The sequence below is a fragment of the Aminobacter sp. 01T433 genome (assembly GCF_056398585.1).
The window spans coordinates 182302-207103 of sequence record NZ_JBFTPR010000005.1 but is presented as its reverse complement, the minus strand read 5'-3'; the positions used below and the strand labels follow the sequence as shown (position 1 = coordinate 207103).

The window sequence follows — 24802 nt, the reverse complement described above, 5'->3', positions numbered from 1 at the left end:
CCTATCGGCTGTATCGCCGATCAAGCACGTCGACGCCCCAGTTCACACCGGGCACCACGTTGCGGATGATCGCGTAGCCGACCAGCAGGGCAGGGATGGCGACAAAGCCCCCGACCGCGCCCCACAGCCAGATCCAGAAAGCCAGTGCCAGCAAAACAACAAAGGGATTGAGTGTCATCGTCTTGCCGATGACGAACGGGGTGATGAACTGGCCCTCGATCGTGTTGACGCCGAGATAAACGATGACAGGAAGCAGGCTTGTGCCCAACGTGTCGAACGAGGTCAGTCCGACGGCAAACAGGATTGCGACCATGACCAACGGTCCGACGAAAGGCACGAAGTTGGTGACGATCGCCAGCGCGCCCCAAAGCGGCGCGGAAGGTACGCCCAGAAGGTAGAGGCCGATGCCGACGGTGAGACCCTCGGCGACGTTGATGATGGTGATCGACAGCAGATATTGCGAGACCAGCTGTTCGACGTCGCGGAAGATATGGGCGACGCGCCAGCGCAGGCGGCGGTTGAAGCATAGCTTGAGGATGGCGGTTCTTGTCTGAGAACGCGTCGCGACAAAGAAATAGAGACTGGCGAAGAACAAAAGCACCTGGGCAACGACCGCCGGAGCAAGTGTCGCCATCGTTTCGACACCGGTGCCTTCGTCGACCGAGACCGACAGGCCTTCGCCGCCGGTCACCTGGCGCAACTGGTCGCGCATGCTCTTGAACGTATCGAGCGGGCCCTTGAGGTCGGAGAGCTGCGAAGCGAGCTGCGCCCAGATCTGGGGCAGGCGCTGAAGCCAGAAGCTGAGCGGCGATGCGATCAGCAGCGCAAAGATACCGACCGAGACAATGAACAGCAAAACGACGATGGCCGCCGAGAGCGCAGGGGGCAGGTTGAAACGCTCAAGGCGCGAGGCAAGCGGACCAAGCATCAGGCCGATGACGACGCCAAGGCCGATGGGTGTGAGAATGAATTCGCCGGCATGGAGCGCAAAGACGGTGGCAATGACGCCCACGAAGATCATCGACACCTGCGCGCCGCGCACGAGCAGAAGCTCGAAGTTGGATTTTGGCGGCAGGCGCACGGTTGGCGCCTTCGTCATGGTGCGGTTGGGCATCGACAGTTTCCAGCGAATTCAGGCTGGCAAAACGTCCGGCGGTCGGCGATGGTTCCTCCGATGAGGGAACCGACCGGGCGTATGAGGCGTTTCGGCCCCATCAAACGCAAGGAGTAGTGACATGGCGACAGCTGCAGGAAAGACCGGAAACGGCACCAAGACCGTGCCGGACCTCGAGGCCGACATCAAGCTATTGAAGGCCGATATCGAAGCGCTCGCCAAGCAATTGGCCTCAACGGGCGAGCATGGCTATGGCGCGGCCCGCCGGGCGGCGGCACAAGGAGCGGGCCAGTTGAAGGCGCAAAGCGACGCTGCCGTTGAATCCTTGCGCGCCAATGCCAGGGACATCGAGGAACAGTTCATGGCGACCGTGCGGGAAAAGCCCGTCACTTCGCTTGCCATCGCTGCCGGTGTCGGCTTCCTCATCGCGCTTCTGGCGCGGCGCTAGCGATCGGCCGGGGGACTTATGCTGGCATCACTGATTGCGAGTTTCGCCACTGGCGAGACGACACTTGCGCTGAGGCGCACCCGCCGCGCGGCAGTGGCCTATCTGGCCGCTGCAATCGCAGGGCTCTGCGGGGTAGGGTTCCTGGTGGGCGCTGCCTATGTCTGGGCGGCGCAAAGATTTGGGCACATCGAGGCATCCCTTGGCTTTGGCCTCGGCTTTCTGGTGGTTGCCGGGCTGATCTTGCTGTTTCACCGGCTGATGGCTGGTTCGCGCGCTCGAAATGAGCAGAGGCGTCGACGCGCCGACATCGCGGCGCTTGGCACGACAGCAGCTATGGCCCTGTTGCCGACATTGCTGCGCAGCAAGGGCGGCATCGGGGCGCTGCTGGGGCCGGTGGTCGCACTTGCCGCCTATGCGATCATTCGCGAAAACAACAAAACGGACGATAGTGACGGGGTGGCGGGGGAATAGTTCCCCTTGTGCCCTAGGGGGTGGTCTCGGCCGGTTCGCCCAGCGGCATTGAGATCTGCGCCCGCACGCCGTCCGGCAGATATTCGTGGCTCACCTCGCTTGAGATCACTTTCGCCAAGCTGCGGCGAATGAGGATCGAGCCAAAGCCATGATGGGCGGGCGGCGTGACTTTGGGCCCGCCGCTTTCGATCCATTCGAGCTGCAACCGTTTCTCGCCCTTGCGGCCTGTGACAGTCCACGAAAGCGCGACTTGGCCCGCTGGCACCGAAAGCGCTCCATATTTGAGCGCGTTGCTGGCGAGCTCGTGGAGGATAAGCGCCAGGCCGAGCGCCTGGTCGGGCGTCAACAAGGCATCCTGACCGACAATCGAGATGCGCGGTGTCTCGGTGTCGTCGAAAGGGCTGAGTTCTGTTTTGGCAAGGTCGCGGATGCCGATGCCGCGCCATTCATATTCCGACAACAGGCCATGGGCGAGCCCGAGCGCGCGCAGGCGCTGGCTGAAAGCTTCGAGGAACTCGCGCGGTTCACGCGCATGGCGCACGGTCTGGGTGGCGAGCGCCTGGACGGTCGCAAGCGTATTCTTGACCCGATGGTTGATCTCGCGCAGCAAAAAGCGCTGGCGTTCTTCAACGGTACGGCGCTCGGTGATGTCGTAGTTGACCCCGAAGACCAGTGTTGGCCTGCCATCGGCGTCGCGCTCGACGACGCGGCCGCGAGCGGCCAGCCATCGCGGTGGATCAAAACCCCTGATGCGGTACTCGCCGGAGTAATCGTTGCTGCCTTCGAGCGCTTCCCGGAACATCTTGCGCGTTTTGCCGATGTCGCGCCTGTCGATGGCAACGACGATGTCGCGCGCCCGCATTTTCGTCGCTGGCGGCATATTGAAGAGTTCGGGCAAAAGCGTGTCGCATTCAACGACGCCGGTGCGCGGATACCAGACCCAGCTGGCAAGGGCTGCGGCTTCGAGTGCTACCGCGCGACGGGTTTCGGCATGGACCAATGCCGCCTCGGCCCGTGCACCGGCCCGGGAGCGGTCGCGCAACATGACCAGGCTCGCGGCCAGCGATGCCAGCTCTTCCATCTGTTTGAGCCTTGCCGGGTGTGGCCTTGGTCGTTCCTCTCGGTCAAGCACCAGCAGGACACCCACCGGGGAGCCTAGGGCGATGATCGGTACGCCGGCGTGGAACAGATATGCGCCGGCTTGGATGGATGCGTCGCCGGCGAGGATGCAATTGGCCAAACGGAGCGCCCCCGCAGCTTGTGCGAGGTCGATGCCAAAATGCGACTGTACGACCTGTTGCCCCTTGGCATTGGCCAGGGTGAGCAAGGCGGCGGGCGTTTGCATGAGCGCTGCCGCAAGGCTTGTCAGGCGATCGAAATCCGCATCGGCAGGGACGTTCGATGCCGAACCGGTGTCGCCGCCGTCGGCGCTTTCCGTGTCGATGATTTTGTTGTCCTGCACCCGACCATCCCTTTGGCTCCGAGGAAACTAGACGGGCAATGCCAGATTGAAAAGCCTTTGCGGGACCCATGGAACCATGCCGTGAAACCCTCGTTAGCCTCCTGAAGCCATATGGGAGACTACAGATGACCAAGATCATTCCAGCCCACAAAGCACGGCAGGGAACGCGCGGCCGCCACCTGTTGATCGTGCTGGCGGCAGGCTTGCTGCTGGCACTGGCCGCATGGGGCGGGGCGGAGTTTTATGGCGAGATGATCGGCAAAAACGTCAACCAGACCATCTCGGCTCCAGGCTAAGTGCCCTTGCGGAAAGACAATTTTGAAATGCTTGCGAAAATGCGAGGGACGGTTCCGGGCTCGACACATATTGAAATTAGCCGGGCAAAATTTCGGAACCATGGCCGGCTCACGACGTTGTGAACCCGTGAAGAGGCCGCGCCGGACCCTTCCCGCAAAAGACTGGTCGAGGCGCGGCATGCATGATGAGAACACGCACGAGGAGAGAATATCATGATCCGCAACCTTTTGGCCACGACCGCCTTTGCAACGCTTATCGCCACCGGCGCTTATGCTCAGGACACCACCGCGCCGACACCCGCGCCCGCACCGTCCCAGGCAGCTCCCGCGGCACCTGCGGTGATCCCGCATGCCGACGGATTCCTCGCAGCCAACGTCATCGGTGCGAAGGTCTATAACGGCACCGCTGCCGACGCCGAGAACATCGGCAAGGTTCACGACATCGTCATGACCGCTGACGGCAAGGCCGATCAACTGGTGATCGGTGTCGGCGGCTTCCTTGGCATCGGCGAAAAGAACGTCGCCGTCAGCTTCGACAAGTTCGACTGGGCCGAGAAGAATGGTGATCGCTGGCTGGTGATGGCTACGACCAAGGAACAGCTGCAGGCGCTGCCCGATTTCGACCGCCGTGCATATGAACCGACGCCCGCGCCAGTAGCGGCTACCGATCCGGCGTCTCCAGCAGTTGACCAGACCGCGCAGGCGCCCGTTGCTCCGGCTACGCCAGATGCGTCAATGGCTGACGAGACCAAGACCGCGGCGATCGACAAGTCGACACTGAAGGAGCTGCCGAGTGCCGATCTGCGGGCCGAAGAACTGATGGGCACCACCGTCTATGGTGGTGACGACGCCAATATCGGCGAGATTGGCGATATCCTGATGACGGCGGACGGCAAGATCGACGCCTATGTCATCGATGTCGGCGGCTTCCTTGGCATGGGTGAGAAGAAGGTTGCCGTGGGTAGCGACAATCTTGCCTTCATGGTCGATACCGAAGGCAAGAAGTATCTCTACACGACCTTCACCAAGCAGCAGCTCGAAGCTCAGCCGGCTTATGACGCTGGCAGCTGGGCCGCCAAGCGCGACGAGCAGCGTCTGATCATCGTTCAGTAGATGCGGCGGCACCAGAGCAGAAAAGCCCGCGCTTCGGCGCGGGCTTTTTGTTTGGGCTGTCAGGGCAGACGTGCGAAGTGGCCTGTGGCCCCGCCGTCCGCCAGTTCTGATAGTGCGAGCGACTGATCGAGATGCCGCGCGCGCCATGCCAGCAGCCTTTCGGCGAATTCTAGCCGCACCGGCAGCCACGCCGGGTCGTTGGCGAGATTGCGCGTTTCACCGGGATCGTTGACGAGGTCATAGAGCAGCGGCGGCAGGCCGCCGCCGAAATGCACGTATTTGACCGCCTCGGTGCGGATGACCGACAAGTTCAGCGCGCGCGAGCCGGTGCCGAAATAGGCTTCGGTCGTGCCGTCGGCAACCGAGCGGAAATCGTATTCCCAATGGGCCGCGTCGCGCCAGGCAGCAGGTTCGTCGCCGTCGAGGAACGGCTTCAGCGACTGGCCGTCGAGATGCGGTAGTGGTTCGCCGCCGATGAGTTCGAGCAAGGTCGGCATGATGTCGACGGCGGCGGTGAAGCGGTTGACGGTGGTGCCGGCGGACTGTTGGTGGCGCGGGTCGCGTAAAATCAGCGGGATGTGGTAGCTGCCGTCGAACCAGCCGCCTTTGCCCAGCATGAAATGGTCGCCCATCATCTCGGCGTGGTCGGAGGTCAAGATGACGATGGTATCGTCCCAGCTGCCGGCAGCCTTGATGCCTTGCCAGATGCGGCCGAGCTGGGAATCGACTTCCGAGATCATGCCGTAATAAAGCGCGCGGATCTTGCGGAACTCGTCTTCGCTCCAGTCGCCGACATTGCCGGATGCGCCAGGAATGAAGCTCGACTTCTTTTGATGGTGGGCGAGGTGGTAGGCGAGGAACGGATGGCTTGCTGCTTCCGCCTGCCTGTTTTCCGCGCGGGCATAGGCCGGCCCCTCAGCCGGGTCATACATGGTGTTGAAGGGTTCGGGCACGATGAAGGGCGGATGCGGGCTGAGGAACGAGACGTGCGCGAACCAAGGCTCACCCTCGTCTTGCTCGCTCAGCCAGCGCAGGAATTCGCCGGTGAGAAAGGCGGCCGGCGTCTCATCCTTCGAATAGGCTGGTACAGCTGAGCTGATCTCTGGCGCGGATTTGTCCGCCGGGCGGTGGATGTCGGGAAAGCCGGGGCTCGAATCGATGCCGCGCGCCGCGAGCCAGGACAGCCACGCTTTCTGGTGCTCGGGCAAAAGCTGCCTGGTGGTGAAGCCGGGCAAGACGCCCTCATAGGTTCGTAGGAACGGATCGCCGGGCGCGCGGTTGCGCGGGTCGGGCGAAACATCGGTGTAGCCGAAAAGCGTGGGGTCGTAGCCGACGCGGCGGGCAGCGCGGGCAATGTTGTCGTGGCGATCGTCGAGCGGCGTGCCATTGCGGCAGACGCGGTTGTTCATCTGGTAAAGGCCGGTGTAGAGGCATGCCCGCGCCGGCGAGCAAGGTGCGGCCCCGGCATAATGTCGCTTGAACAGGACACCCTCGCGGGCAAGCGCATCGCTGTTGGGCGTTTTCACCACGGGATGGCCGACGCCCGACAGGGAGTCGCCGCGCCACTGGTCGCAGGTGATGAGTAGGATGTTCTGCCGTCTGCCGGTGTCTGCCAAGCTAGCCCCCAAATTCAATTGCGGCCAAGGAAGCCGGATTCATTTGCGGGTGCAAGCGCCATTGTGCCCGTACGGCTCGTGCCAGAATCTGTGAACGTTGATGCTGGTGTCGTTCACAAATTGGCGACAGTCCATTCTTTGCCCGCCCACTTTGCCGCGTCCTCGGATGCGCCCATATTCCTCCCAACGCGGCAGGGGCCGCAGCGACAAGGGAGCAAAGCCATGCTCGACCAGATCAAGGGTCTGCATCACGTCACCTCGATGGCCAAGGATGCGGCACAGAATAACCAGTTCTTCACCCACAAGCTCGGCCTGCGCCGGGTCAAGAAGACGGTCAATTTCGACGCGCCTGACGTCTACCACCTCTATTATGCCGACGAGCTGGGTACGCCTGGTTCGGTGATGACCTATTTTCCGTTCCCCAATATCGGCCGGGGCCGGCCGGGTGTCGGCGAGGTTGGTACCACGGTGTTTTCGGTTCCCGAAGGCACGCTACCTTTCTGGGAAAAGCGTTTCGCCGACCAGGGTGTGAGCGGGCTCGTCCGTGACGAGAAGTTCGGCGAAAAGCGCCTCGGCTTTGCCGGTCCTGATGGCGATGGTTTCGCGCTTGTCGAGGCCAAGGGCGACAAACGCGCGCCCTGGGTCAAGGGCGGCGTTGCTGCCGACGAGGCGATCCGCGGCTTCCATTCGGCGACGCTCCGGCTGCGCGACGGTGGCGCAACCGAGGAGCTGTTGAAGTTCATGGGTTATGAGGAGGTTGACACCTCAGGCAACATCAAGCGGCTTGCGGTGAAGAACGGCAATGGCGCCGATTTCATCGACATCGAGACGCTGCCGGGTGCATCCTTTGCCGGTCTTGGCGCAGGTTCGGTGCATCACATCGCCTTTGCGGTGGAAGACAGGGCCAAGCAGCTCGAAGTGCGCAAGGCGCTGATGGACACGGGCTACCAGGTGACGCCGGTGATCGACCGCGACTATTTTTGGGCGATCTATTTCCGCACGCCAGGCGGCGTGCTGTTCGAGGTGGCGACCAACGAGCCCGGCTTTGACCGCGACGAGGACACCGCCCATCTCGGTGAGGCGCTGAAGCTGCCGACACAACATGCGCATCTGCGCGATTATCTGGAAAAGAACCTGCAGCCGCTGGGCGACTGAGGAGGAATATGATGAGCAAGGACAGCTACATACACAAGGTGCTGCCGGGAGAAGCTGATGGCCCTCTGGTCTTCGCCTTTCATGGCACCGGCGGCGACGAAAACCAGCTTCTGGGCTTTGCCCGCGAGTTGGTGCCCGGCGCGACGATCGTTTCGCCACGCGGCGACGTCTCCGAAATGGGGGCGGCGCGTTTCTTCCGCCGCACCGGCGAGGGCGTCTACGACATGGATGATCTCGATCGTGCGACAGGCAGGATGGCGGGCTTCGTCAAAGCCCATGTCGAGGCGGTAAAACCCTCGCGGGTTTTGGCGCTCGGCTATTCCAATGGCGCCAACATCCTGGCCTCGGTGCTGTTTGCCGAACCTGGATTGTTCGACGCGGTAGCGCTGATGCACCCGCTGATCCCGTTCGAACCCGACGTGAAAGGCAGCCTCGGTGGCAGGCACGTTCTGATTACCGCAGGCCGGCGCGATCCGATCTGCCCGCCCGAGATCACTGGACGGCTCGATGCCTATTTGCGCGCAGCCGGGGCGGATGTCCGGCTTGAATGGCACGAGGGCGGCCATGAGGTGCGGCCCAATGAAATCGAAGCGGTGAAAAGTCTTTTCGCCACGGCAACCAAGGAGCGGGAACAATGAGCGAGGAACTGGCGGCGATCGAGCTTGAGGATCGTGGCACCAAAGGGCGCTACGTCATCCGCGGTGCTGGCGGTGCCGAGGCCGAAATGACTTTCACCACAGTCAGCGAGCATCTGTTCATCATCGACCATACCGAGGTGCCCGATGCTTTCCGCGGCCAAGGTGCGGGCTTGAGGCTGGTGACACGGGCGGTGGAAGATGCGCGCGCGGCGGGCAAGAAGATCATTCCGCTCTGCCCGTTTGCCGCAGCACAGTTCCGCCGTCACCCGGAATGGGCCGACGTCCTGAACAGCTGACTTCAAATCGCGCATGACCGACTGAGGCGGCGCGTTCAAACCAACTCGCAAACCAACTTGAAGGGCCGATGCAGGCGACTGCGTCGGCCCTTTCGTTATTTTCGTATTTTTGCCCACAAAGGGGCAGGCTGTTACAAAGCCGGGCTCGGCCGCTTGCGGGATAGGTACAGCATTTCAACGGAAATGACTGATTTCTGAGCGTATTGCGCCCGATATGGCAGAAGTACTGACTGTTTATGAGGCTTTCAGATTGTTTCATTAGATGTAGCTGATCGGCATCGGTGAGATACAAAGCGCGATTACATTCACATCTATAGGGGAATGAAATTTACCGAAAAGGTAATCCAATGTCCGGTTCCAAGCAGGTTTACGAATTCGATCGCCAGTTCCAGCCGCGCTCGCGTATCTATCGCCGTCCGCGCCTCGCCATTCGCCAGCGTGCCAATGAGCACCCTATGGCCATGTTTTCGGTTCTGGTGATTGCATCGCTGTCGTCGATGGCATTGGCGCCAACAAGCGGACCGGCCTTTGCCTCGATGGGGCCGTCACGGTCGATCGATGGCGCGCACACCACCGCCAAGACCGATCGGCTGATGCTGTCGCAGACAGAGATTGCATGCCGTGGGCAGGCCTGGGGCGCGGAGAGCGAGGTCTGTGTCGAGACCATCGCCAGGGAGACCGGTGCGCGCAAGGTGCGCCTGATCGCCAGCGCCGAACCCGTTCGTACCACCCCCAATATCTTCTAGGCGTGGGGCCTGCCGCGCTCTCACATCCTCCAGCGCGTACCTCCCCCGCGGCTTCGGCTGCGGGGGCCTTTTTTTGTTCTGCCGGTGATAGTCCCTCAGGACGATGACGACGTGTCCGTCATCGCGCGACGGTGACCCCCTCAAGCAGGAGGGTCAGCGATGGGCCGCGTCGAGGGAAAAATTGCGATCGTCACCGGTGCCGCTTCGGGGATGGGTGAGGCGACAGCGCGGCTTCTGGCGCGCGAAGGTGCGGCCGTCGTGGTCGCCGACCTCCAGGCGGAAAGGGGCCGGCAGGTCGCGGAGGCAATCCGGTTGGCGGGCGGGCACAGCCGCCATGTCGAACTTGACGTCACTTCGGAAGACTCGTGGAAAGCCGCGGTTGCCTTGACGCTCGAGACATTCGGTGGGCTCCACATCCTGGTCAACAATGCGGGCGTTGGCGCGCCTTTTGGCAGCGTGGAGGATCTGAGCCTCGACGACTGGCGTAAGGTGATGGCGGTCAACATGGAAGGTGTGTTCCTCGGCACCAAGTACGGCATCGAGGCGATGCGAAAGACCGGCCACGGCGGGTCCATCGTCAATTTCTCCTCGACCATGGGGATCGTTGGCAGTCCTTCGACGGCAGCCTATGTGGCAAGCAAGGGCGGGGTGCGGCTGTTCACCAAGTCGGCAGCGCTGCATTGTGCCAAGGAGCGCTACGAAATCCGCGTCAACTCGGTGCATCCGGGCTGGATCCGCACGCCGATGTCAGCGGCAGCACTCGACAAGCTGGCGGAGAGCGGGGCCGGCAACAAGGCGCTCGAACTTACGCCGCTCGGCCGGGTCGGGGAGCCTGACGATGTCGCTTATGGCGTGCTTTATCTGGCCTCCGACGAATCCAGCTTCGTGACCGGCACCGAGCTTGTCATTGACGGTGGCTACACGGCGCAATGAGGACGTTCAGGCGCTGTCGGCGACCTGATCGCTGACCGCGCTCAGGGCACTGCGCACGTCGAAGGTGCTGAACGGCTTTTCCAGAATGTGTGGCTTGAGATTCGGCGGCAGCTGTTCGAGCTCGGCCTTGGCGCCGATCAGGTCGCCGGTAACCAGCACGAAGCGCTGGGCCATGTCGGGCTGTGTCGCCACGATCTCGCGGAAGATGGAGATGCCGCTTCGGTCGGGCATGCGCAGGTCGGAAAAGATGATGTCGGGCTGGTCGGCCAGCGCTTCGGCAACTGAGTCCCAGGTCGAAACAATGCGCGACTTGACCCCCATCAGTTCGAGAATGTCGGACAGCGACCCCGCGACATCGGGTTCGTCGTCGATGATGACGGCATGGCGCAACCCGCTCGATTTGGGAATGGTTTCCAGCACCGCGCTGTGGCCGATACCCATCGGAGGCAGCTCGACGACGAAGCGGGCACCGGTTGGCGCGACCGGTTCGAACCAGACCTTGCCGTTGTGGCGGTCGACGATGGCCTTCGAGATCGACAGGCCGATGCCGGTGCCGACGCCGACCGGCTTGGTGGTGAAATAGGATTCGAAGATGCGGTTGCGGATCGCCTCGGCGATGCCGGGGCCTGAGTCTTCGACCGAAAAGCCGGCGCTGCCATCGGCGTTGCGGAACGTCTTGACGCGAATGGTGCGCTCGCCGGAGGCGGCGGCAAGCGCGTGCTGGCTGTTGACCAGGAAGTTGGCCGCCACCTGGGTCATGTGGTCGGCGTCTGCCATCACGCTCAGCGTGCCCTCGGCAAGATCGGTGTCGATGCTGATGCCGCTCGATCGCGCACCGTAGGCCGTGACTTCGAGCGCTGCGCGGATCACCTGGTTGAGATCGGTCTCGGCCCGCGAGGTCGGATGCAGGCGGACCATGCCGAGGAAGCTCTTGACGATGCGACCGCAACGTTCGGCGGCGGCACGCACCTTTTCTGCGCGTATCTTGGTCTGGGGGTCGGGCGCGAATTCGTGCAGCAAGGTCGATTGGGCGACGACAACGGCAAGCGGATTGTTGAGCTCGTGCGAAACACCGGCGAGCAGCGATCCCATCGCTGCCATCTTCTCGTTTTGGTGCAGCTTTTCACGCTGGCGGTTGATCTCTTCTTCGGCGCGATGTTTTTCGCGCAGATCGCGGATCGACCCGAAGATCAGGCGGCGATCGGCCAGCCGCATCTCGTTGGCGGTAAGCTCGATGGGGATGATCTCGCCGGCGGCGTTCTGGGTCACCGTCTCCATGCGCTGTCCGACCATCGGGGCGCCGCGGCCGGCCAAATATTCGGCGCCGTTGTTGAAGCCCTTGCGGTAGTAGGCCGGGATGACGGTGTCGAGCAGGTCCTTGCCGAGGATCTCGTCGCGGGTCCAGCCGAACATCTTCTCCGCCGCCGGGTTGAACTCGATGATCGAGCCGGTCTCGTCGACCACCATGATGGCGTCGAGCGACGACTGCAGCATCGTTCGGCGGATGATTTCGCTGACGTGATATTCCGACAGCGAGCGTTCGATCGCGTCGCCAAGGGCTGCGGCAATGATTTCGAGCGCGGCGATCTCATCGTCGGTCCAGTTGCGCTCGACGATGCAATCGTTGATGGCGAGCGTGCCCCAGAGATGGCCGTGGGCCGAAACCGATACCGACAGGAACGACTTGATGTGCTGTTGTTCGAAATCGGTGCGCAGGAAGCCGGTCAGGTCGCGGGTCAGTCCGACGAAGATCTTGCCTTGGCGGACTTCTTCGGCGAGGCGTTCGAGCAAAGGGTCGGAGTCGACCAGCGCCTGATTGATCGTTGTCGGCGGCGCGGCGAAGGCGTCGATCTGCGGATCGACCCAAAAGGCAGCGATCGACTGCGCGAAGCCCTGGCCGGGCAGGTCGCGCAGTCGAAACAGGATGGTGCGATGGCCCCTGAAGCCGTGCGCAAAGCTTGCCAGGATATTGTCGATCTCGATCTGCCAATCCTGAGCCTGGCGCAGCCGGCGCACGATCTGCCCCGCCACCACGGTGGGGCTCGGCGTACCCGACGAATTGTCGGTGCGTGAGAGGGTCAACAGGGTCATCGCGGTTCCTGGCGGGGCCGGAGGCTTCAGCAGCCGTCGCTGCCGGGCAGGGAGAAGATATAGCCTTCCCCACGCACGGTGCGCAGAAATTTAGGGCTAGCCGGGTCGTCCTCGATCTTCTTCCTGAGCCGCATGATGCGGATGTCGACGGCGCGCGAGGATTCGGGGTCTTCGGCAAAGCCGATGGCCTCCGAGATGGTGGCGCGGCTGAGCAGCCGGTTCGGCCTGGTCAAAAAGACCTCGAGCAGGTCGAACTCACTCTTGGCCAGGTCGATGATGGCGCCGCTGTTTCCGGTGACAAGCCGGCCGTCGAGGTCGGCCTGGAAGGGGCCGAAGGCGATGGTGCGGCGCGGCGGCTGGGCGGCAAGCAATGACCGCATGAAGCTTTCGGGCTGCGGCACACGGCGGATGACGCTGCGCACGCGCGCCAGAAGTTCGCGCAACTCGTAAGGCTTGACCATGTAGTCGTCGGCGCCGATCTCGAGGCCGACGATGCGGTCGAGCGCTGTGCCCGCCGCTGTGGCGTAGATGATGCCGATCGGCATCCTGGAGCGCAGCCAGCGGCCGAGCGACAGTCCGTCTTCGCCGGGCATGGCGATGTCGAGAATGGCAAGTTGGAACTGTTCGGTTTCGATCAAAGCGCGCAGGGCAGCGGCGCTCTCAAGCGCGGTCACATCGAAGCCGTTCGCGCCGAGATATTCGGCGACGGCGTCCCTCAGGTCGGGCTCATCTTCGACGATGACAATCCGAGCGCGCAGTTTAGTCTCGCCTCCGCTACCGGCGGAAAGTAGATTGGGTATAAACATGATGTCCAGTGATCATTTGGCGTGGGCAGTTGCTAACGGTACTGTGCCTCGTTAGGGGCGAAAGAGGCTTCGGGCAGCTTGGACTGGGGACCCATCCCCGGCCAAGTGCGTCTCGCGGCATCTTCTTGCCTCTGTAGGCGCCGACGCGTCCGCCGCGGCAGGCAATGATCGCGATGAGACTGATGTTGCGGGGTGAAACGTGGCTGGAAGATCGGTCGTAGCACTTGTCGCCATAGCGGAGGTCATCGCCTCCGACCTGACCGATCATCTCGACAGGCGCGGCCATGACGTGCGCACCGCCAAGCGACTGTGGGAGGCCGAGTCGCTGCTGGCCGCCAAAGGCATAGACGTTGTTGTGGTGGGCGACGCGATTTCGCCGGCCGATGGGCGCGAACTGTTGCGCCGCTTTGGCGGCGAGGGCGGACCGGACTTCGTGTTGATCTGCCGGCCGGGCGAACTGGTCGACAAGGTGCTGGCGCTGGAACTTGGCGCCGCCGACGTCGTGGAGAGCCCGCTCAATGTGCGGGAACTCGCCGCGCGCATCGGCGGCCTCCTGGCGCGCCGGGGACGCGGCACGCAAGAATTGGTGGTGCTGGAGAATTCGACGGTCGACCTGCGCTCGGCGCTGGTCATGCATCGATCGGGCGAGGAAGAGCAGCTTTCGCCAGGCCAGATCGCCTTGCTCAAGCTGTTCTTGTCGAAGCCTCGACGGGTGCTGACGCGCGACGACATCATCGCCGCTGCGCCAGCCGAAAGTTCCGACGCCTTCGACCGTTCGATCGACTCGCGCATCGTGCGCCTGCGCCGCAAGCTCGACACCGAAAGTATCACGACCATCCGCGGATCGGGCTACCGCTTCGACCCGCCGACCAAAGCAGCCGGCCAGGAGGCCGGCACTGCTCCAACCGAAAACCAGAACTGATCTCGCTTGCGCGACCAAGATTTCAGCGCGCCGAAGCGGCTGCGGCCGGCGTGACCGTTTCGACGATGGACACTGTTTCGGCATGTGCCCTGTCCTTGAGCAGCACGCTTGCGAGGCCCGCGAAGCCGAGCAGCCCCTGGGCATAGAGCAGTGCTGAAAGCACTGACGCTGCGAATTGTCTGTTCATGGCCGTGGGCCCCGTTTCTGTTCCTGGGGTTCATTCAAGCCGACTACCGAGATACCCGCGCCGCCTGACCTGCCGTGGACGGCGCGGGCACTCTGTCCTCGCAGCGAAAGACGCGCGAGGTTTCTGTTCACCGCCGCCTGGCACGAAGCCAGGCACCCACGCCCATGGACCCGGCGGATGCGCAGAGTTTCGATGAACAATGCTGCTGCAAAGAAGGTGATGGCGTGAGTTGCCGGGGGCATGTCCTGCACCGACAAGAATTCCGCGGCCATGGCGTTGCCCGGGTCTGCAATCATGCCGATTCCCGACAGGATCGCCGTGGCGACTCCCACCTTCAGGAACCATCTTGCTGCCAACCGTTTCGCGCCCATCCAACTTTCGCAACATTCGTTTCGTCGAGGCTGAATGTGGAGGCCCGCTGTATCGGGAAGATGCCGCCAAGCGCGCTTTAGTGCTTCCAAATGTTTCAGGTTTGTTGCGTAGCCGCGCGCTCCGAAGTGTCCTCGCATGTGCCGACTGCGAGCGTGAAATGGGCCACAGCAGAAACGAACATGAAACATAAAGAATACTTAAACGAAATCATTTCGAAACAGGAGAAGGGCAAAAGGCGTTCCATTCCGAAACGCATTTTCGCCGGCGTGGCCGGCTGAGGGGACGCTATGAAGACCGAGTTCAACAGAAAGCTGATCAATGTCGCTGCCACCGCCATGACCGGCGCGGCACTGTTGCTGGCCGCCGGCCAAGGCAACGCCGATGCAGCGAGCAAGATCGTCGCCAAGGTGTCGATCAGCCAGCAGCGCATGCAGGTGCTGATCGACGGTCGCTCGACCTTCGTGTGGAAGGTGTCCACGGGCCGAAGGGGGTATGTCACGCCGAAGGGCTCGTACAAGCCGACGCGCATGCACGAGATGTGGTACTCGAAGAAATACGACAACGCGCCAATGCCGCATTCAGTGTTCTTCAACGGCGGCTATGCGGTGCATGCCACCAACCAGGTCAGTCGGCTGGGCCGGCCGGCGTCGCACGGCTGCGTTCGCCTGCACCCGGACAATGCGGCCGACTTCTACGAGTTGGTCCAGGTCTACGGCCCCAAGAACACCAGCATCCAGATTGTCAAATAGGCGCCTGCGCCGACACCCAGTTTTTTCGTCCCTTACGCGTGCCTGTCCAGAAACAGCGAAGGCTGATTTTGGGCGGCTACATGCGTTTTCGCGCCTCTCCAATGACGCCGCGACCTGTCCGGCTGGGCACTTCTTGGAGCGTTGCACGGCAGTGCACAAATTTCTCTCCCTCCCTTCAGCCGTAGCGGTAATGCCAGCAAAACGGCCAAAGATATGGCGATTTCCCACATTTTGCACGCCTGTGCAAATTTATGCGGAATCCGGATTGACATGAACGTACCGGCAATGGAATGAATATGCCAACAGGCACGGGAATGTGCCGCACCGCCTGGAGGTGGCGGTGGCGTCGGAAGCAGGGATGGCGAGGAGTGTCGTGCGGCAGCGTTCGCGTCGACACAAGTTCCGCTTCAAGGCGCCCCAGGGAGGAGAGTTCATGTTCGTGCCATTGCATGAAAACCGTGCCGCGCGTCTGCCTGAGATGGGCGTACGTGGTCAGTTCGCAAGCAGGGTCGAAAGGCACGTGCGGGGCTGTGCCTCGTGACCGATTCATCCCAGACATCCGTCAAGGCAGTGGTGGCGCGGCCGCTCAAGGCCTCCATTGCTGCCCCGACCCGTGGTCAGCGCCTGCGCTACCGGCTCAAGGTTGCGCTCAGGGAGCCGACAACGACGATCGGTTTCCTTGCCGCGGCGTTGTTCACCTATCTCATCGTCGTGCCGATCATCTCGATGCTGTCGGACGCCGCGCATGTCCAGTTCGGCGACGAACGCCGCATCAAGCAGGATGTCGGCGAACTGACCTGGTACTACATCGAGCGTGTGTTCACCTCGCGGGTCTCGCATGACCTGTTCTGGGAGCCGCTGGTCAACACGCTGAGCGTGGCGGTCGGCGCGATCGCGCTCTCCATGCTTGTCGGCGGCACGCTTGCCTGGCTGCTCAGCCGTACAGACATGTTCGGCCGGCGCTGGTTTTCGACCGCGCTGATCGTGCCTTACATGCTGCCGGCTTGGACCTTCGCGCTGGCCTGGACGACGCTTTTCAAGAACCGCACGGTCGGGGGCCAGCCGGGCTGGATGGAGTCGCTCGGCTTTTCGCCACCCGACTGGCTGTCTTATGGCCAGCTGCCGGTGACCATCATCCTGGCGCTGCATTATTCGCCTTTCGTCATCCTGCTGTTCGGCAATGCGCTGCGTCGCTTTGACTCGCAGCTTGAGGATTCGGCGCGCATTCTCGGGGCGAGCCGCCTGACCGTTGCCCGCAAGATCATCATGCCGCTGATGCGCCCGTCGCTGATCTCGGCGATGGTGCTGATCTTTGCCAAATGCCTCGGCGAGTTCGGCGTGCCATACGTGCTTGGCCTTCCGGTCAATTTCGACGTGCTGGCGACATCGCTCTATCAGAACATAGCTTCTCGCCAGGTCGGCGTGGGTGCTGTGCTTGCCGGCTCGATCATGCTGATCGGCATCATCACCATCACCATCGACGCCAAGCTGATGAAAGAAGCGCGCCGCTTCGTCACCATCGGCTCCAAGGGCTCGATGAACAGGCTGAGCCCGCTCGGCATCATGCGCCTGCCGGCAACCGGCTTTGCCGTCCTCATGTTCCTGCTCAGCGTCGGCCTGCCGATCGCGACGCTGTTCCTGTCGACGATCATGCGGGTGCCGGCGCAGTTCAATCTCGACAATTTCACGCTCGACTACTGGATCGGCACCAACCTCAACACGGTGGCGCTGCAGACCGGCATCCTGCTCAGCCCCGACCTTTGGAATGCTGCCTGGAACAGCTTGCGCATTGTCGGCGTCGCATCGGTTACCTCCGGCATCCTCGGCTTGCTGGTCGGCTATGTCGTGGTGCGCACGCCGGTCAAGCCGCTCGGCACCTTCCTGCGCCAGGTGACGTTCCTGCCATATCTCGTCCCGGGCATTGCCTTCGCCGCGGCCTATCTGTCGCTGTTTGCCGTGCCGCGCGGGCCGATCCCCGCACTCTACGGCACCACGCTGATCCTGATGCTGGCGCTGATCGCCGATCAGATGCCCTATGCCTCGCGCGCCGGTATCGCCGCCATGATGCAGCTCGGCAAGGATCCTGAAGAGGCAGCGCAAATCGCCGGTGCCGGCTGGTTCCGGCGCATGACGTCGATCGTCATCCCGATCCAGAAAGGCTCGCTGACGACCGGCATCCTGTTGCCCTTCATCTCCGGCATCAAGGGGCTGAGCCTGTTCGTTGTGCTGGCAGTACCTTCGACCGACGTGCTGACCACCTATTCGCTGCGGCTCGTCGACTACCACTACACCCAGGCCGCCAACGCGGTGGTACTGATCATCGCCGGTCTCGCCTATTTCGGCGCGCTACTCGGCCAGAAGCTGACCAAGACCAATCTCGCCCAAGGACTGGGGAACTGACATGCCGAAAATCAATCTGCGCGGCGTCGAGAAGAACTATGGGGCCAATGCCGCCAATGCGGTCGCCGATCTCGACCTTGAAATCGGCGACGGCGAATTCATGTGCCTGCTCGGTCCGTCGGGCTGCGGCAAGACAACGACTTTGCGCATGATAGCAGGACTGGAACACCTGACCGCCGGCGAGATCAGGGTCGGACCACGCGTCGTAGACTCGGTCGTCGAGGGTGTGTTTATCCCGCCGGAAAAGCGCGAGATGGGGCTGGTGTTCCAGAGCTATGCGCTGTGGCCGCATCTGACCATCGAGCGCAACACCGACTTCGGTCTCAGGCTGCGCAAGATGCCCAAGGCCGAGCGCGAGGAACGCGTCGACCGTGTGATGAAGACGCTCGGCATCGAAAAGTACCGCGACCGCTACCCTTCGCAGCTGTCGGGCGGGCAGCAGCAGCGCGTGGCGCTGGCCCGCATGCTGGCGGTCAATCCAGAAGTGCTGCTGCTCGACGAGCCACTGTCGAACCTCGACGCAGCCCTTCGGCTTGAGATGCGCGCCGAGCTCAAACGCCTGCACGCCGAGTTCAAGACGACGATCGTGTTCGTCACCCACGACCAGTGGGAGGCAATGACCTTGGCGACCACGATCGCGGTGATGAGCGAAGGACAGCTGCAGCAGGTCGGCACGCCCAACGACATCTACGACCGGCCGGCCAACCGCTTCGTGGCGCAGTTCGTCGGCAACCCGCCGATCAACATCGTCGAGCTTGGCAATGCGAAGTCAGAGGTTTCTGCCAGAGCCAACAAATTCCTCGGCGAACGTTATGCCGAACTGCGCGACGCTGGCTCCATCGGCATCCGGCCGGAGTCGATCCGGCTGGCAAGCGAAGCGGGCGAGGTGCCCGAGGGCGCATTCTCCGGCCAGGCGCAAGTGACCGGCATCCTACCGACCGGCGGCAGCTGGATCATCGAGCTGACCTCGTCGGGCGAAAAGCTGTTTTTGACGACGCATCAGTCGCCCGAGATCGAGGTCGGCGAGAAGGCGATTTTCTGGGTGAAGCCCAAGACGCTGCATGTGTTCGACGCGGCGGGCGACCGGCTCGAGGCTGCCGACCGGCTGCTTCGTCCCGCGAAGGTTCACTGAGAAGAAGACGGCGCGTGGCTGGAGGAGCCATGGGCTGGAAGTGCAGGTACGAGACCGGAAACCAATGGGCCGTGGGATGCAACGCGGTTCAACAGAGGGAGGAAAACATGAGCAGATTTTTCACTACCAGGGCAAAGAGGCTTTTGTCGGCGTCCGTGCTTGCGGTCGCTGCCGGAACGCTCGCAACGGCGGTGCAGGCCGAAGAAAAATTCGACCTCAACGCGCTGATCGAAGCCGCGAAGAAAGAGCCGCCGATTAACGTCTATTCGAGCACCGGCAAGATCGTGAAGCAGGCCGAGAACTTCACCAAGAAGTACGGCGTGCAGGCGACAGGCACCAAGGCAAATGCGGCAGCGCAGCTCGAAATGGTGATCCGCGAGGGCCAGGCCAAGAATGTGCAGGGCGACGTGATCCAGATCTCCGACGTGCCGGCCGGCGTGGCACAGCTCGTGCCGCAGGGCTTCGTCGACAGCTGGCTGCCGCCGGATCTCGCCGACAAGATCCCGGCGCAGTATCAGAACCCGCTGACCGTCTCCAACGAGGCCAACGTCTTTGCCTACAACACACAGCTCAACGAAAGCTGCCCGGTCAAGAATATCTGGGAGCTGACGGAGGCCAAGTGGAAGGGCAAGCTCGCCATGCAGGACCCGCTCAACAAGGCGTCCTATGTCGACTGGTTCAACCAGATGGCGACCAATGCCGACGACAAGGTGGCTGCGGCCTACAAGGAGTATTACGGCAAGGACCTGGTGACCGACGAGTCTGGTGCCACCGCCGCGTGGGTGAAGGCGCTGGCCGCCAACGGCCCGCTGTTGACCGACGCTGACGAAGGAGCCGCACAGGCTGTCGGCGCACCGGATCAGAAGGAGCAGTTCGTCGGGCTTGTCAGCTCGGCCAAGTTCCGTAACAATCAGGATGTCGGTTCCAAGCTCGGCCTGTGCACCGGCCTCAAGCCTTTCGCCGGCTGGATGTATCCGAGCCTCGGCTTCATCGCCAAGGGCACCGACAGCCCGAACGCGTCCAAGCTGTTCATCCACTACCTGATGACCGAAGAGGGCATCGCCCCGCAGGCAGCCGACGGCAAGATGTCGACCAACAGCGACGCCAAGCTGCCTGACGACGAGCCTTCGGGCATCGGCAAGGCGCTCGACGAGATCTTCCCCTACGATTCAGCGACGGCCCAGAGCGACTGGGATGCGCGCCAGGATTGGCAGGACCTCTGGCGCGTCAACTACCAGAAATAGACTGACGCAACTGCGGCGCCCGGCATGATGCCGGGCGCGTCTGGCCGGATTTAAACGGGAGGAAACCATGAAACCGGCGTTTGACATGAGCAGCAACACAAACAGGGCTTTGGCGTCGACCGCGCTTGCAGGGATGCTTGCAGCCGCAATGTTCGGTGCGGCTCCGGCGCGGGCCGAGACCTTCGATCTCAATGCGCTGGTGGAGGCGGCGAAGAAGGAAGCGCCGATCAACATCTATGATAGCACCGGCAAGATCGTCGAAATGGCCGAGAACTTCACCAAGAAGTACGGCGTGCAGGCGACGGGCGTCAAAGTATCGGCGAATGCCCAACTGGAGATGATCATCCGCGAGGGGCAGGCCAAGAACGTCAAGGGCGACGTCGTGCTGATCACCGACGCGCCGGCAGGCCTGGCACAGTTGCTGCCGCAGAAATTTGTCGAGAGCTATCTGCCGCCTGATATGGCCGACAAGATCCCGGCCAAGTTCCAAAATCCGCTCGCCATCACCACAAATGCCGCTGTCTGGGCCTACAACACCGAGGCTTACGACGCCTGCCCGGTGAAGAACATCTGGGAGCTGACCGACGCGAAATGGAAGGGCAAGGTCGCCTTCTACGACCCGCTGTCGAAAGGCACCTACCCGGACTGGTTCAACCAGACCGCAACCCATGACGATGACAAGATGAAGGCTGCCTACAAGGCGCATTTCGGCAAGGACATCGATGTTGGCGAAGACAGCGCCACTGCAGCCTGGGTCAAGGGCTTTGCCGGCAATTCGCCGCTGCTTGCGGACGCCGACGACGCGATCTCGGAAGCCGTGGGCGCACCGGGCCAGAAGGAGCCGTTCTTCGGCCTGATGAGCTCGGCCAAGTTCCGTGACAATGCCGACAAGGGCTTCAAGCTCGGGCTTTGCCAGGGCCTCGATCCCTGGCCGGGCTGGACCTATGTCAAGCTCGGGCTGATCGCCACCGGCACCAAGAGCCCGAACGCGGCAAAACTGTTCATCCACTACATCCTGACCGAAGAGGGCATCGCGCCGCAGGTGAAGGATGGCAAGCTGCCAACCAACCCTGACATCGGTCTTCCCGCCGACGAGCCCTCGGGTATCGGCAAGGTGCTCGACAAGCTGCAGCAATACGACGCCTCGACGGCGCTCGAAGATTGGGATGCGCGCCAGGATTGGCAGGACCTCTGGCGCGTCGCCTACAAGAAATAGCTTTCCGGTGGACTGGGACGGAGCCCTTCTCCTTCGGCTCCGTCCACTTTTTTCCACCGGGCGACATGGAGATTTTTGAATGACCGGAACCTCGGCGAGGAAACTCGCGGCTCCCAAAGCACTGCTGCTCGATTTCGGCGGCGTCATCGTGTCGACGGCGCATCTGCCTGGTTGGCAGGCGAAGCTGGCCGGGCATGTTCGCGGCCTGCTCGACAGGGCCGGCGTGGCGGCACCAGAGCTTTCGGTCGACCAGATCACCGACGACATCAAGGCTGCCGGTATCGCCGACTCGCATTGGAAAGATGCGATGTCGCGGCCCTTCGCACCGCGCGAATTGCGGCACGAGGAATTCTGGGGCGACTTCGTCGCCGGAGACTGGCCGAAGGTTGCAAACGAAGTGGTCGTGGCTGAGGCCTTCGATCTCTGCCGCAAGATGGGCAACTGGAAGAGCGAACGCGTCCTGCGCAACGGCATGCTCGACCTGCTCGATGCGGCCGACGCCGCTGGTGTTCCTGTCGCCATCGTCTCCAATGCGCTGTGCGGCCGGGTTCATCTCGACTTTCTCGACGCGCACGGGCTGACCGACCGCTTCGCCGTGGCGATCCACAGCGACGAGGTGAAGGTCAGAAAGCCAAACCCCGAGATGATCTTCCTGGCAACGCGAGCGCTTGGCGTCGAACCGTCCGAGGCCTGGTATGTCGGCGACAATTTCGACCGCGATGTTTTGTGCGGCAAGCGAGCCGGCATCGGCGGCAACATCCTGATGGAAGCCAAGGGCACCTATGATCTGCCCTATGAGCTGAAGCTCAAGCCCGACGCCATCGTTGCCGATCCGGTTGGCCTGCTCGGTCTCTTCCATGAAGCCACGCGCGGGATTGCAGCATGACGAGCATCGATGAGTCCAAGCGCTTGCGCGTGATCGCCGAGCAGGCGTCGCAGCTGATGCGCGAGCAGCTTCTGGCGGCGTTCCGCTCGAACATGGATGTCGACTACAAGGTCGATCTGCATGACGTGGTAACCAAGCACGATAAGGACTCGGAAGTGGCGATCCGCGCCTTCATCCTTGGCGAGGTGCCCGATTCAACCGTGCTTGGCGAGGAAGACGGGGCCAGCGGCGAGGGCCGGGTGAAATGGTATGTCGATCCGATCGACGGCACATCGAACTTCGCCCGCGGTTTTGCGTTCTGGTGCGTGTCGGTAGGGGCGGTGATCGACGGCGAGATCGTCGCCGGCGCCGTCTACGACCCTGTCGCCAGGATGCTGTTTTCCGCCGACCTGACCGGCGCCTGGCTCAATGGCGAGGCGCTGCACTCACGTGCTATTCCCGACGAGCGGCACGCGACGCTGATCACAGGCTATCCTGTGGCCCGCGACCTGCGCCTCGACGGACGGGAACAGGCGCTCGAAAACTTCGGCGAGTTGGCCGAGACCTTTTCGACGTTGCGCCGGCCCGGCAGCGGCGCACTCAGCCTCTGCCACGTCGCGGCGGGCTGGGTCGATGCCTCCGCAGGCTTCGGCTCCAATCCTTGGGATGTTGCAGCGGCGGTTCTCATCCTCAAGCAGGCCGGGGGCAGCTACCATCCATTGACCCTTGGCAAGGCTAGTGCGGACACCCCCGGCTTCATGTGTCCGGGCTACGTGGCATTGGGCGAGGGGGTCGACTATCCGACGCTGATGCGGGTGGCGCGACGTATCTCCGACGGCCGCGACGCGGCCCGCGCACGGAATGCGGCATGATGGAACGCGTGTGCATCGGCACAAAGTCACTGGATGTGACGGGTTCGCTGAAATGCAGAAACATTATTCAACTTAAGACGTTGACGATTTTGCACGCCTGTGCAATTTGAGGTCAACAACGACCCACGGGCGGCATTGAAATGACAGTTCACGCAACGGCCACCGAAGCGACAATCGAGACCGGCCTCGACCGGCGCGCTGCCTTTTGCCGCGACATTGCGCGTTCGGCGGGCGCTGTGGCGCTCGACGGTTTCACCAATCGCGTCACCGGCTTCGGCATGAAGGGCCCGCAGGACTTCCTGACCGAGACGGACGCCGCCGTGGAGCGGCATCTCAAGGCGCGCATCGCCGAAGAATTTCCCGAGGACGGTTTCCTCGGCGAGGAAGGCGGCGGGGCGATCAAATCGGATATCTGGGTCGTCGATCCGATCGACGGCACGGCGAATTTCGCTCGCGACATTCCGCATTTCTGCATCTCGATCGCTTTCGTCAGCAATGGCGAGACCGAGATCGGCGCGATCTACAATCCAGTACTGGATGAGCTGTATTTCGCTCGGCGCGGGCAAGGTGGATCCCGCAACGCCAAGGCATTGTCGGTCGCCAAGACAGAAGATTTCGATGCCGCCTGCGTCGAGTTCGGCTGGTCGAACCGCAAGACCAACAAGCGCTATCTGGAAGTCCTGTCCAACATCCTCGAACGCGGCGCCAATGTGCGGCGTGGCGCTTCGGGCGCGCTCGGCCTCGCCTACGTCGCCGACGGTCGCTCCGATGCTTATGCCGAGTTGCACATGCACGCCTGGGACTGCCTGGCTGGGCTTTTGATGGTCAAGGAGGCCGGTGGCGTTGTCGCTCCCTTCCTTTCCCTCGGCGGTCTGACCAAGGGCGGCGCGGTGCTGGCGGCAGCGCCTGGCGTAGCGTTGGGCATGAGCGAGGCGACCGGTATCGCGCTCGAAGCCAGCAGCTGAATTCTTCCAGACATCAACAAGCATCAAGGCCTAATTCCCATGGACACCAATAGCCCGCGATATGAGCGTCCGGCGCTCAGCCTGATCGAGCGCGACATCGCCGGCTACGGCGTCGACATCTATGTCGGCGGCATGGACGGCGCGGGCGACCTCGAACTGCTCAAGGAAAAGAACATCACCACGGTGGTGAACTGCGCGGTCAATCTCGACTTCAACTACGCGACCGAGCCGTTTGGCGAGGGCGAGGCGGCTGACGCCATCTACGGGGTCGGTGCCGTGCGCTACTACAAGCTCGGTCTGATCGACGGGCATGGCAATCCCGAGACCATGATGCTGTCGGGCTTTTATCTGCTGCGTGGTGCACTGAGCCAGGTGCTGCCTGAAAAGGCGACCTATCGCCGGCGTGAGAAAGGCAATGTGCTGGTCAACTGCCGTGGCGGGCGCAGCCGTTCGGTGTCGCTGGTCGCACTCTTCCTGCATGTCGAGATGCCCGAAAAATTCCCGACACTGGACGATGCGCTCGACCATGTGCGCACCAAGCGCGAGCTGCGCCGCGACGAATGGCACGAGGCGCCCAAGCCGATGCTGGTCGCCGCCGCGCGCAAGGCACGGCAATGGATTGGGATGATCGACCAGGGTCCGCCGGAGCTGCCGGCCGGTCGCGCGGCAGGCGTTCTTGCCGCCGCTGATTGA

Annotated in this window: 26 protein-coding genes; 19 read left to right on the top strand and 7 right to left on the bottom strand. The window is 62.6% G+C overall.

Annotated elements, in window-relative coordinates; translation table 11 throughout:
• Position 1: 1 nt before the first annotated feature.
• Positions 2–1114, bottom strand: coding sequence for an AI-2E family transporter (locus AC1DLV_RS10255; protein ID WP_476799430.1), 1113 nt, complete (start codon positions 1112–1114; stop codon positions 2–4).
• 121 nt (positions 1115–1235) lie between these two features.
• On the opposite strand from AC1DLV_RS10255, the gene AC1DLV_RS10250 reads away from it, so the two are divergent.
• Together AC1DLV_RS10250 and AC1DLV_RS10245 are read left to right on the top strand one after the other, a co-directional pair.
• Positions 1236–1562 (top strand): ElaB/YgaM/YqjD family protein, encoded by a 327-nt coding sequence (locus AC1DLV_RS10250; RefSeq protein ID WP_476799429.1) that lies wholly within the window; start codon positions 1236–1238, stop codon positions 1560–1562.
• 18 nt (positions 1563–1580) lie between these two features.
• Positions 1581–2033: a hypothetical protein gene (locus AC1DLV_RS10245; protein WP_476799428.1), complete on the top strand. Its 453-nt coding sequence runs from the start codon at positions 1581–1583 to the stop codon at positions 2031–2033.
• A 13-nt stretch (positions 2034–2046) separates the two neighbouring features.
• On the opposite strand, the gene AC1DLV_RS10240 is transcribed toward AC1DLV_RS10245, so the two are convergent.
• The gene (locus AC1DLV_RS10240) at positions 2047–3495 is read right to left on the bottom strand and encodes a sensor histidine kinase (protein WP_476799427.1); all 1449 of its coding nucleotides are present in this window, start codon (positions 3493–3495) and stop codon (positions 2047–2049) included.
• A gap of 125 nt (positions 3496–3620) precedes the next feature.
• Here AC1DLV_RS10240 and AC1DLV_RS10235 point away from each other — a divergent pair, with 125 nt between their 5' ends.
• Complete coding sequence (locus tag AC1DLV_RS10235) at positions 3621–3791, top strand: hypothetical protein (RefSeq protein ID WP_476799426.1); 171 nt, start codon at positions 3621–3623, stop codon at positions 3789–3791.
• A gap of 213 nt (positions 3792–4004) precedes the next feature.
• Complete coding sequence (locus AC1DLV_RS10230) at positions 4005–4904, top strand: PRC-barrel domain-containing protein (protein ID WP_476799425.1); 900 nt, start codon at positions 4005–4007, stop codon at positions 4902–4904.
• A gap of 59 nt (positions 4905–4963) precedes the next feature.
• On the opposite strand, the gene AC1DLV_RS10225 is transcribed toward AC1DLV_RS10230, so the two are convergent.
• Complete coding sequence (locus AC1DLV_RS10225) at positions 4964–6520, bottom strand: alkaline phosphatase family protein (RefSeq protein ID WP_476799424.1); 1557 nt, start codon at positions 6518–6520, stop codon at positions 4964–4966.
• 222 nt (positions 6521–6742) lie between these two features.
• Between AC1DLV_RS10225 and AC1DLV_RS10220 the strand changes: the two genes are divergently transcribed.
• The 5 genes from AC1DLV_RS10220 to AC1DLV_RS10200 all read left to right on the top strand — a co-directional run bounded on the left by AC1DLV_RS10220 (position 6743) and on the right by AC1DLV_RS10200 (position 10288).
• On the top strand, positions 6743–7675 hold the full coding sequence (locus tag AC1DLV_RS10220; RefSeq protein ID WP_476799423.1) for a VOC family protein: 933 nt from the start codon (positions 6743–6745) through the stop codon (positions 7673–7675).
• Positions 7676–7686: 11 nt separating this feature from the next.
• Positions 7687–8313, top strand: a complete 627-nt coding sequence (locus AC1DLV_RS10215) for an alpha/beta hydrolase (protein WP_476799422.1) — start codon at positions 7687–7689, stop codon at positions 8311–8313.
• On the top strand, positions 8310–8609 hold the full coding sequence (locus AC1DLV_RS10210; RefSeq protein WP_476782680.1) for a GNAT family N-acetyltransferase: 300 nt from the start codon (positions 8310–8312) through the stop codon (positions 8607–8609). The genes AC1DLV_RS10215 and AC1DLV_RS10210 overlap by 4 nt, the downstream gene beginning before the upstream one ends.
• Before the next feature lie 347 nt (positions 8610–8956).
• Positions 8957–9355 (top strand): hypothetical protein, encoded by a 399-nt coding sequence (locus AC1DLV_RS10205; RefSeq protein WP_476799421.1) that lies wholly within the window; start codon positions 8957–8959, stop codon positions 9353–9355.
• A 159-nt stretch (positions 9356–9514) separates the two neighbouring features.
• Positions 9515–10288: a glucose 1-dehydrogenase gene (locus tag AC1DLV_RS10200; protein ID WP_476799420.1), complete on the top strand. Its 774-nt coding sequence runs from the start codon at positions 9515–9517 to the stop codon at positions 10286–10288.
• A 6-nt stretch (positions 10289–10294) separates the two neighbouring features.
• On the opposite strand, the gene AC1DLV_RS10195 is transcribed toward AC1DLV_RS10200, so the two are convergent.
• The gene (locus AC1DLV_RS10195) at positions 10295–12379 is read right to left on the bottom strand and encodes a PAS domain-containing sensor histidine kinase (protein ID WP_476799419.1); all 2085 of its coding nucleotides are present in this window, start codon (positions 12377–12379) and stop codon (positions 10295–10297) included.
• 26 nt (positions 12380–12405) lie between these two features.
• Complete coding sequence (locus tag AC1DLV_RS10190; protein WP_476782683.1) at positions 12406–13185, bottom strand: response regulator transcription factor; 780 nt, start codon at positions 13183–13185, stop codon at positions 12406–12408.
• Positions 13186–13384: 199 nt separating this feature from the next.
• Here AC1DLV_RS10190 and AC1DLV_RS10185 point away from each other — a divergent pair, with 199 nt between their 5' ends.
• Positions 13385–14107, top strand: a complete 723-nt coding sequence (locus AC1DLV_RS10185) for a response regulator transcription factor (protein ID WP_476799418.1) — start codon at positions 13385–13387, stop codon at positions 14105–14107.
• A gap of 22 nt (positions 14108–14129) precedes the next feature.
• On the opposite strand, the gene AC1DLV_RS10180 is transcribed toward AC1DLV_RS10185, so the two are convergent.
• Entirely contained in the window at positions 14130–14294 is a 165-nt protein-coding gene (locus AC1DLV_RS10180) for a hypothetical protein (protein WP_476799417.1), read from the bottom strand.
• A complete protein-coding gene (locus AC1DLV_RS10175) occupies positions 14291–14665 on the bottom strand; it encodes a hypothetical protein (RefSeq protein WP_476799416.1) in 375 nt (124 codons plus the stop codon). Before AC1DLV_RS10175 ends, AC1DLV_RS10180 begins: the two co-directional genes overlap by 4 nt.
• 288 nt (positions 14666–14953) lie before the next feature.
• On the opposite strand from AC1DLV_RS10175, the gene AC1DLV_RS10170 reads away from it, so the two are divergent.
• The 9 genes from AC1DLV_RS10170 to AC1DLV_RS10130 all read left to right on the top strand — a co-directional run bounded on the left by AC1DLV_RS10170 (position 14954) and on the right by AC1DLV_RS10130 (position 24802).
• Positions 14954–15415, top strand: a complete 462-nt coding sequence (locus AC1DLV_RS10170; protein WP_476799415.1) for a L,D-transpeptidase — start codon at positions 14954–14956, stop codon at positions 15413–15415.
• 570 nt (positions 15416–15985) lie between these two features.
• Positions 15986–17815, top strand: coding sequence for an ABC transporter permease (locus AC1DLV_RS10165; protein WP_476799550.1), 1830 nt, complete (start codon positions 15986–15988; stop codon positions 17813–17815).
• Between the two features lies 1 nt (position 17816).
• Positions 17817–18947 carry an ABC transporter ATP-binding protein gene (locus AC1DLV_RS10160; RefSeq protein WP_476836160.1) on the top strand — a complete coding sequence of 377 codons (1131 nt, stop codon included), beginning with the start codon at positions 17817–17819 and terminating at the stop codon, positions 18945–18947.
• Positions 18948–19054: 107 nt separating this feature from the next.
• A complete protein-coding gene (locus AC1DLV_RS10155; protein ID WP_476799413.1) occupies positions 19055–20191 on the top strand; it encodes an ABC transporter substrate-binding protein in 1137 nt (378 codons plus the stop codon).
• Positions 20192–20276: 85 nt separating this feature from the next.
• Entirely contained in the window at positions 20277–21407 is a 1131-nt protein-coding gene (locus tag AC1DLV_RS10150) for an ABC transporter substrate-binding protein (protein ID WP_476799412.1), read from the top strand.
• A 79-nt stretch (positions 21408–21486) separates the two neighbouring features.
• The gene (locus AC1DLV_RS10145; protein ID WP_476799411.1) at positions 21487–22293 is read left to right on the top strand and encodes an HAD family hydrolase; all 807 of its coding nucleotides are present in this window, start codon (positions 21487–21489) and stop codon (positions 22291–22293) included.
• Positions 22290–23144, top strand: a complete 855-nt coding sequence (locus AC1DLV_RS10140) for an inositol monophosphatase family protein (protein ID WP_476799410.1) — start codon at positions 22290–22292, stop codon at positions 23142–23144. Before AC1DLV_RS10145 ends, AC1DLV_RS10140 begins: the two co-directional genes overlap by 4 nt.
• 140 nt (positions 23145–23284) lie before the next feature.
• Positions 23285–24109, top strand: a complete 825-nt coding sequence (locus AC1DLV_RS10135) for an inositol monophosphatase family protein (RefSeq protein WP_476799409.1) — start codon at positions 23285–23287, stop codon at positions 24107–24109.
• A 39-nt stretch (positions 24110–24148) separates the two neighbouring features.
• Positions 24149–24802, top strand: a complete 654-nt coding sequence (locus AC1DLV_RS10130; protein ID WP_476799408.1) for a dual specificity protein phosphatase family protein — start codon at positions 24149–24151, stop codon at positions 24800–24802.

Excerpts from the sequence above, each read along its gene's own strand:
- AC1DLV_RS10130 (WP_476799408.1), top strand. The coding sequence starts at position 24,149 with ATGGACACCAATAGCCCGCGATATGAGCGTCCGGCGCTCAGCCTGATC.
- AC1DLV_RS10195 (WP_476799419.1), bottom strand. The coding sequence starts at position 12,379 with ATGACCCTGTTGACCCTCTCACGCACCGACAATTCGTCGGGTACGCCG.
- AC1DLV_RS10220 (WP_476799423.1), top strand. The coding sequence starts at position 6,743 with ATGCTCGACCAGATCAAGGGTCTGCATCACGTCACCTCGATGGCCAAG.
- AC1DLV_RS10215 (WP_476799422.1), top strand. The coding sequence starts at position 7,687 with ATGAGCAAGGACAGCTACATACACAAGGTGCTGCCGGGAGAAGCTGAT.
- AC1DLV_RS10175 (WP_476799416.1), bottom strand. The coding sequence starts at position 14,665 with ATGGGCGCGAAACGGTTGGCAGCAAGATGGTTCCTGAAGGTGGGAGTC.
- AC1DLV_RS10180 (WP_476799417.1), bottom strand. The coding sequence starts at position 14,294 with ATGAACAGACAATTCGCAGCGTCAGTGCTTTCAGCACTGCTCTATGCC.
- AC1DLV_RS10160 (WP_476836160.1), top strand. The coding sequence starts at position 17,817 with ATGCCGAAAATCAATCTGCGCGGCGTCGAGAAGAACTATGGGGCCAAT.
- AC1DLV_RS10190 (WP_476782683.1), bottom strand. The coding sequence starts at position 13,185 with ATGTTTATACCCAATCTACTTTCCGCCGGTAGCGGAGGCGAGACTAAA.
- AC1DLV_RS10235 (WP_476799426.1), top strand. The coding sequence starts at position 3,621 with ATGACCAAGATCATTCCAGCCCACAAAGCACGGCAGGGAACGCGCGGC.
- AC1DLV_RS10135 (WP_476799409.1), top strand. The coding sequence starts at position 23,285 with ATGACAGTTCACGCAACGGCCACCGAAGCGACAATCGAGACCGGCCTC.
- AC1DLV_RS10155 (WP_476799413.1), top strand. The coding sequence starts at position 19,055 with ATGAGCAGATTTTTCACTACCAGGGCAAAGAGGCTTTTGTCGGCGTCC.
- AC1DLV_RS10245 (WP_476799428.1), top strand. The coding sequence starts at position 1,581 with ATGCTGGCATCACTGATTGCGAGTTTCGCCACTGGCGAGACGACACTT.
- AC1DLV_RS10140 (WP_476799410.1), top strand. The coding sequence starts at position 22,290 with ATGACGAGCATCGATGAGTCCAAGCGCTTGCGCGTGATCGCCGAGCAG.
- AC1DLV_RS10145 (WP_476799411.1), top strand. The coding sequence starts at position 21,487 with ATGACCGGAACCTCGGCGAGGAAACTCGCGGCTCCCAAAGCACTGCTG.
- AC1DLV_RS10150 (WP_476799412.1), top strand. The coding sequence starts at position 20,277 with ATGAGCAGCAACACAAACAGGGCTTTGGCGTCGACCGCGCTTGCAGGG.
- AC1DLV_RS10200 (WP_476799420.1), top strand. The coding sequence starts at position 9,515 with ATGGGCCGCGTCGAGGGAAAAATTGCGATCGTCACCGGTGCCGCTTCG.
- AC1DLV_RS10205 (WP_476799421.1), top strand. The coding sequence starts at position 8,957 with ATGTCCGGTTCCAAGCAGGTTTACGAATTCGATCGCCAGTTCCAGCCG.
- AC1DLV_RS10250 (WP_476799429.1), top strand. The coding sequence starts at position 1,236 with ATGGCGACAGCTGCAGGAAAGACCGGAAACGGCACCAAGACCGTGCCG.
- AC1DLV_RS10210 (WP_476782680.1), top strand. The coding sequence starts at position 8,310 with ATGAGCGAGGAACTGGCGGCGATCGAGCTTGAGGATCGTGGCACCAAA.
- AC1DLV_RS10230 (WP_476799425.1), top strand. The coding sequence starts at position 4,005 with ATGATCCGCAACCTTTTGGCCACGACCGCCTTTGCAACGCTTATCGCC.
- AC1DLV_RS10255 (WP_476799430.1), bottom strand. The coding sequence starts at position 1,114 with ATGCCCAACCGCACCATGACGAAGGCGCCAACCGTGCGCCTGCCGCCA.
- AC1DLV_RS10170 (WP_476799415.1), top strand. The coding sequence starts at position 14,954 with ATGAAGACCGAGTTCAACAGAAAGCTGATCAATGTCGCTGCCACCGCC.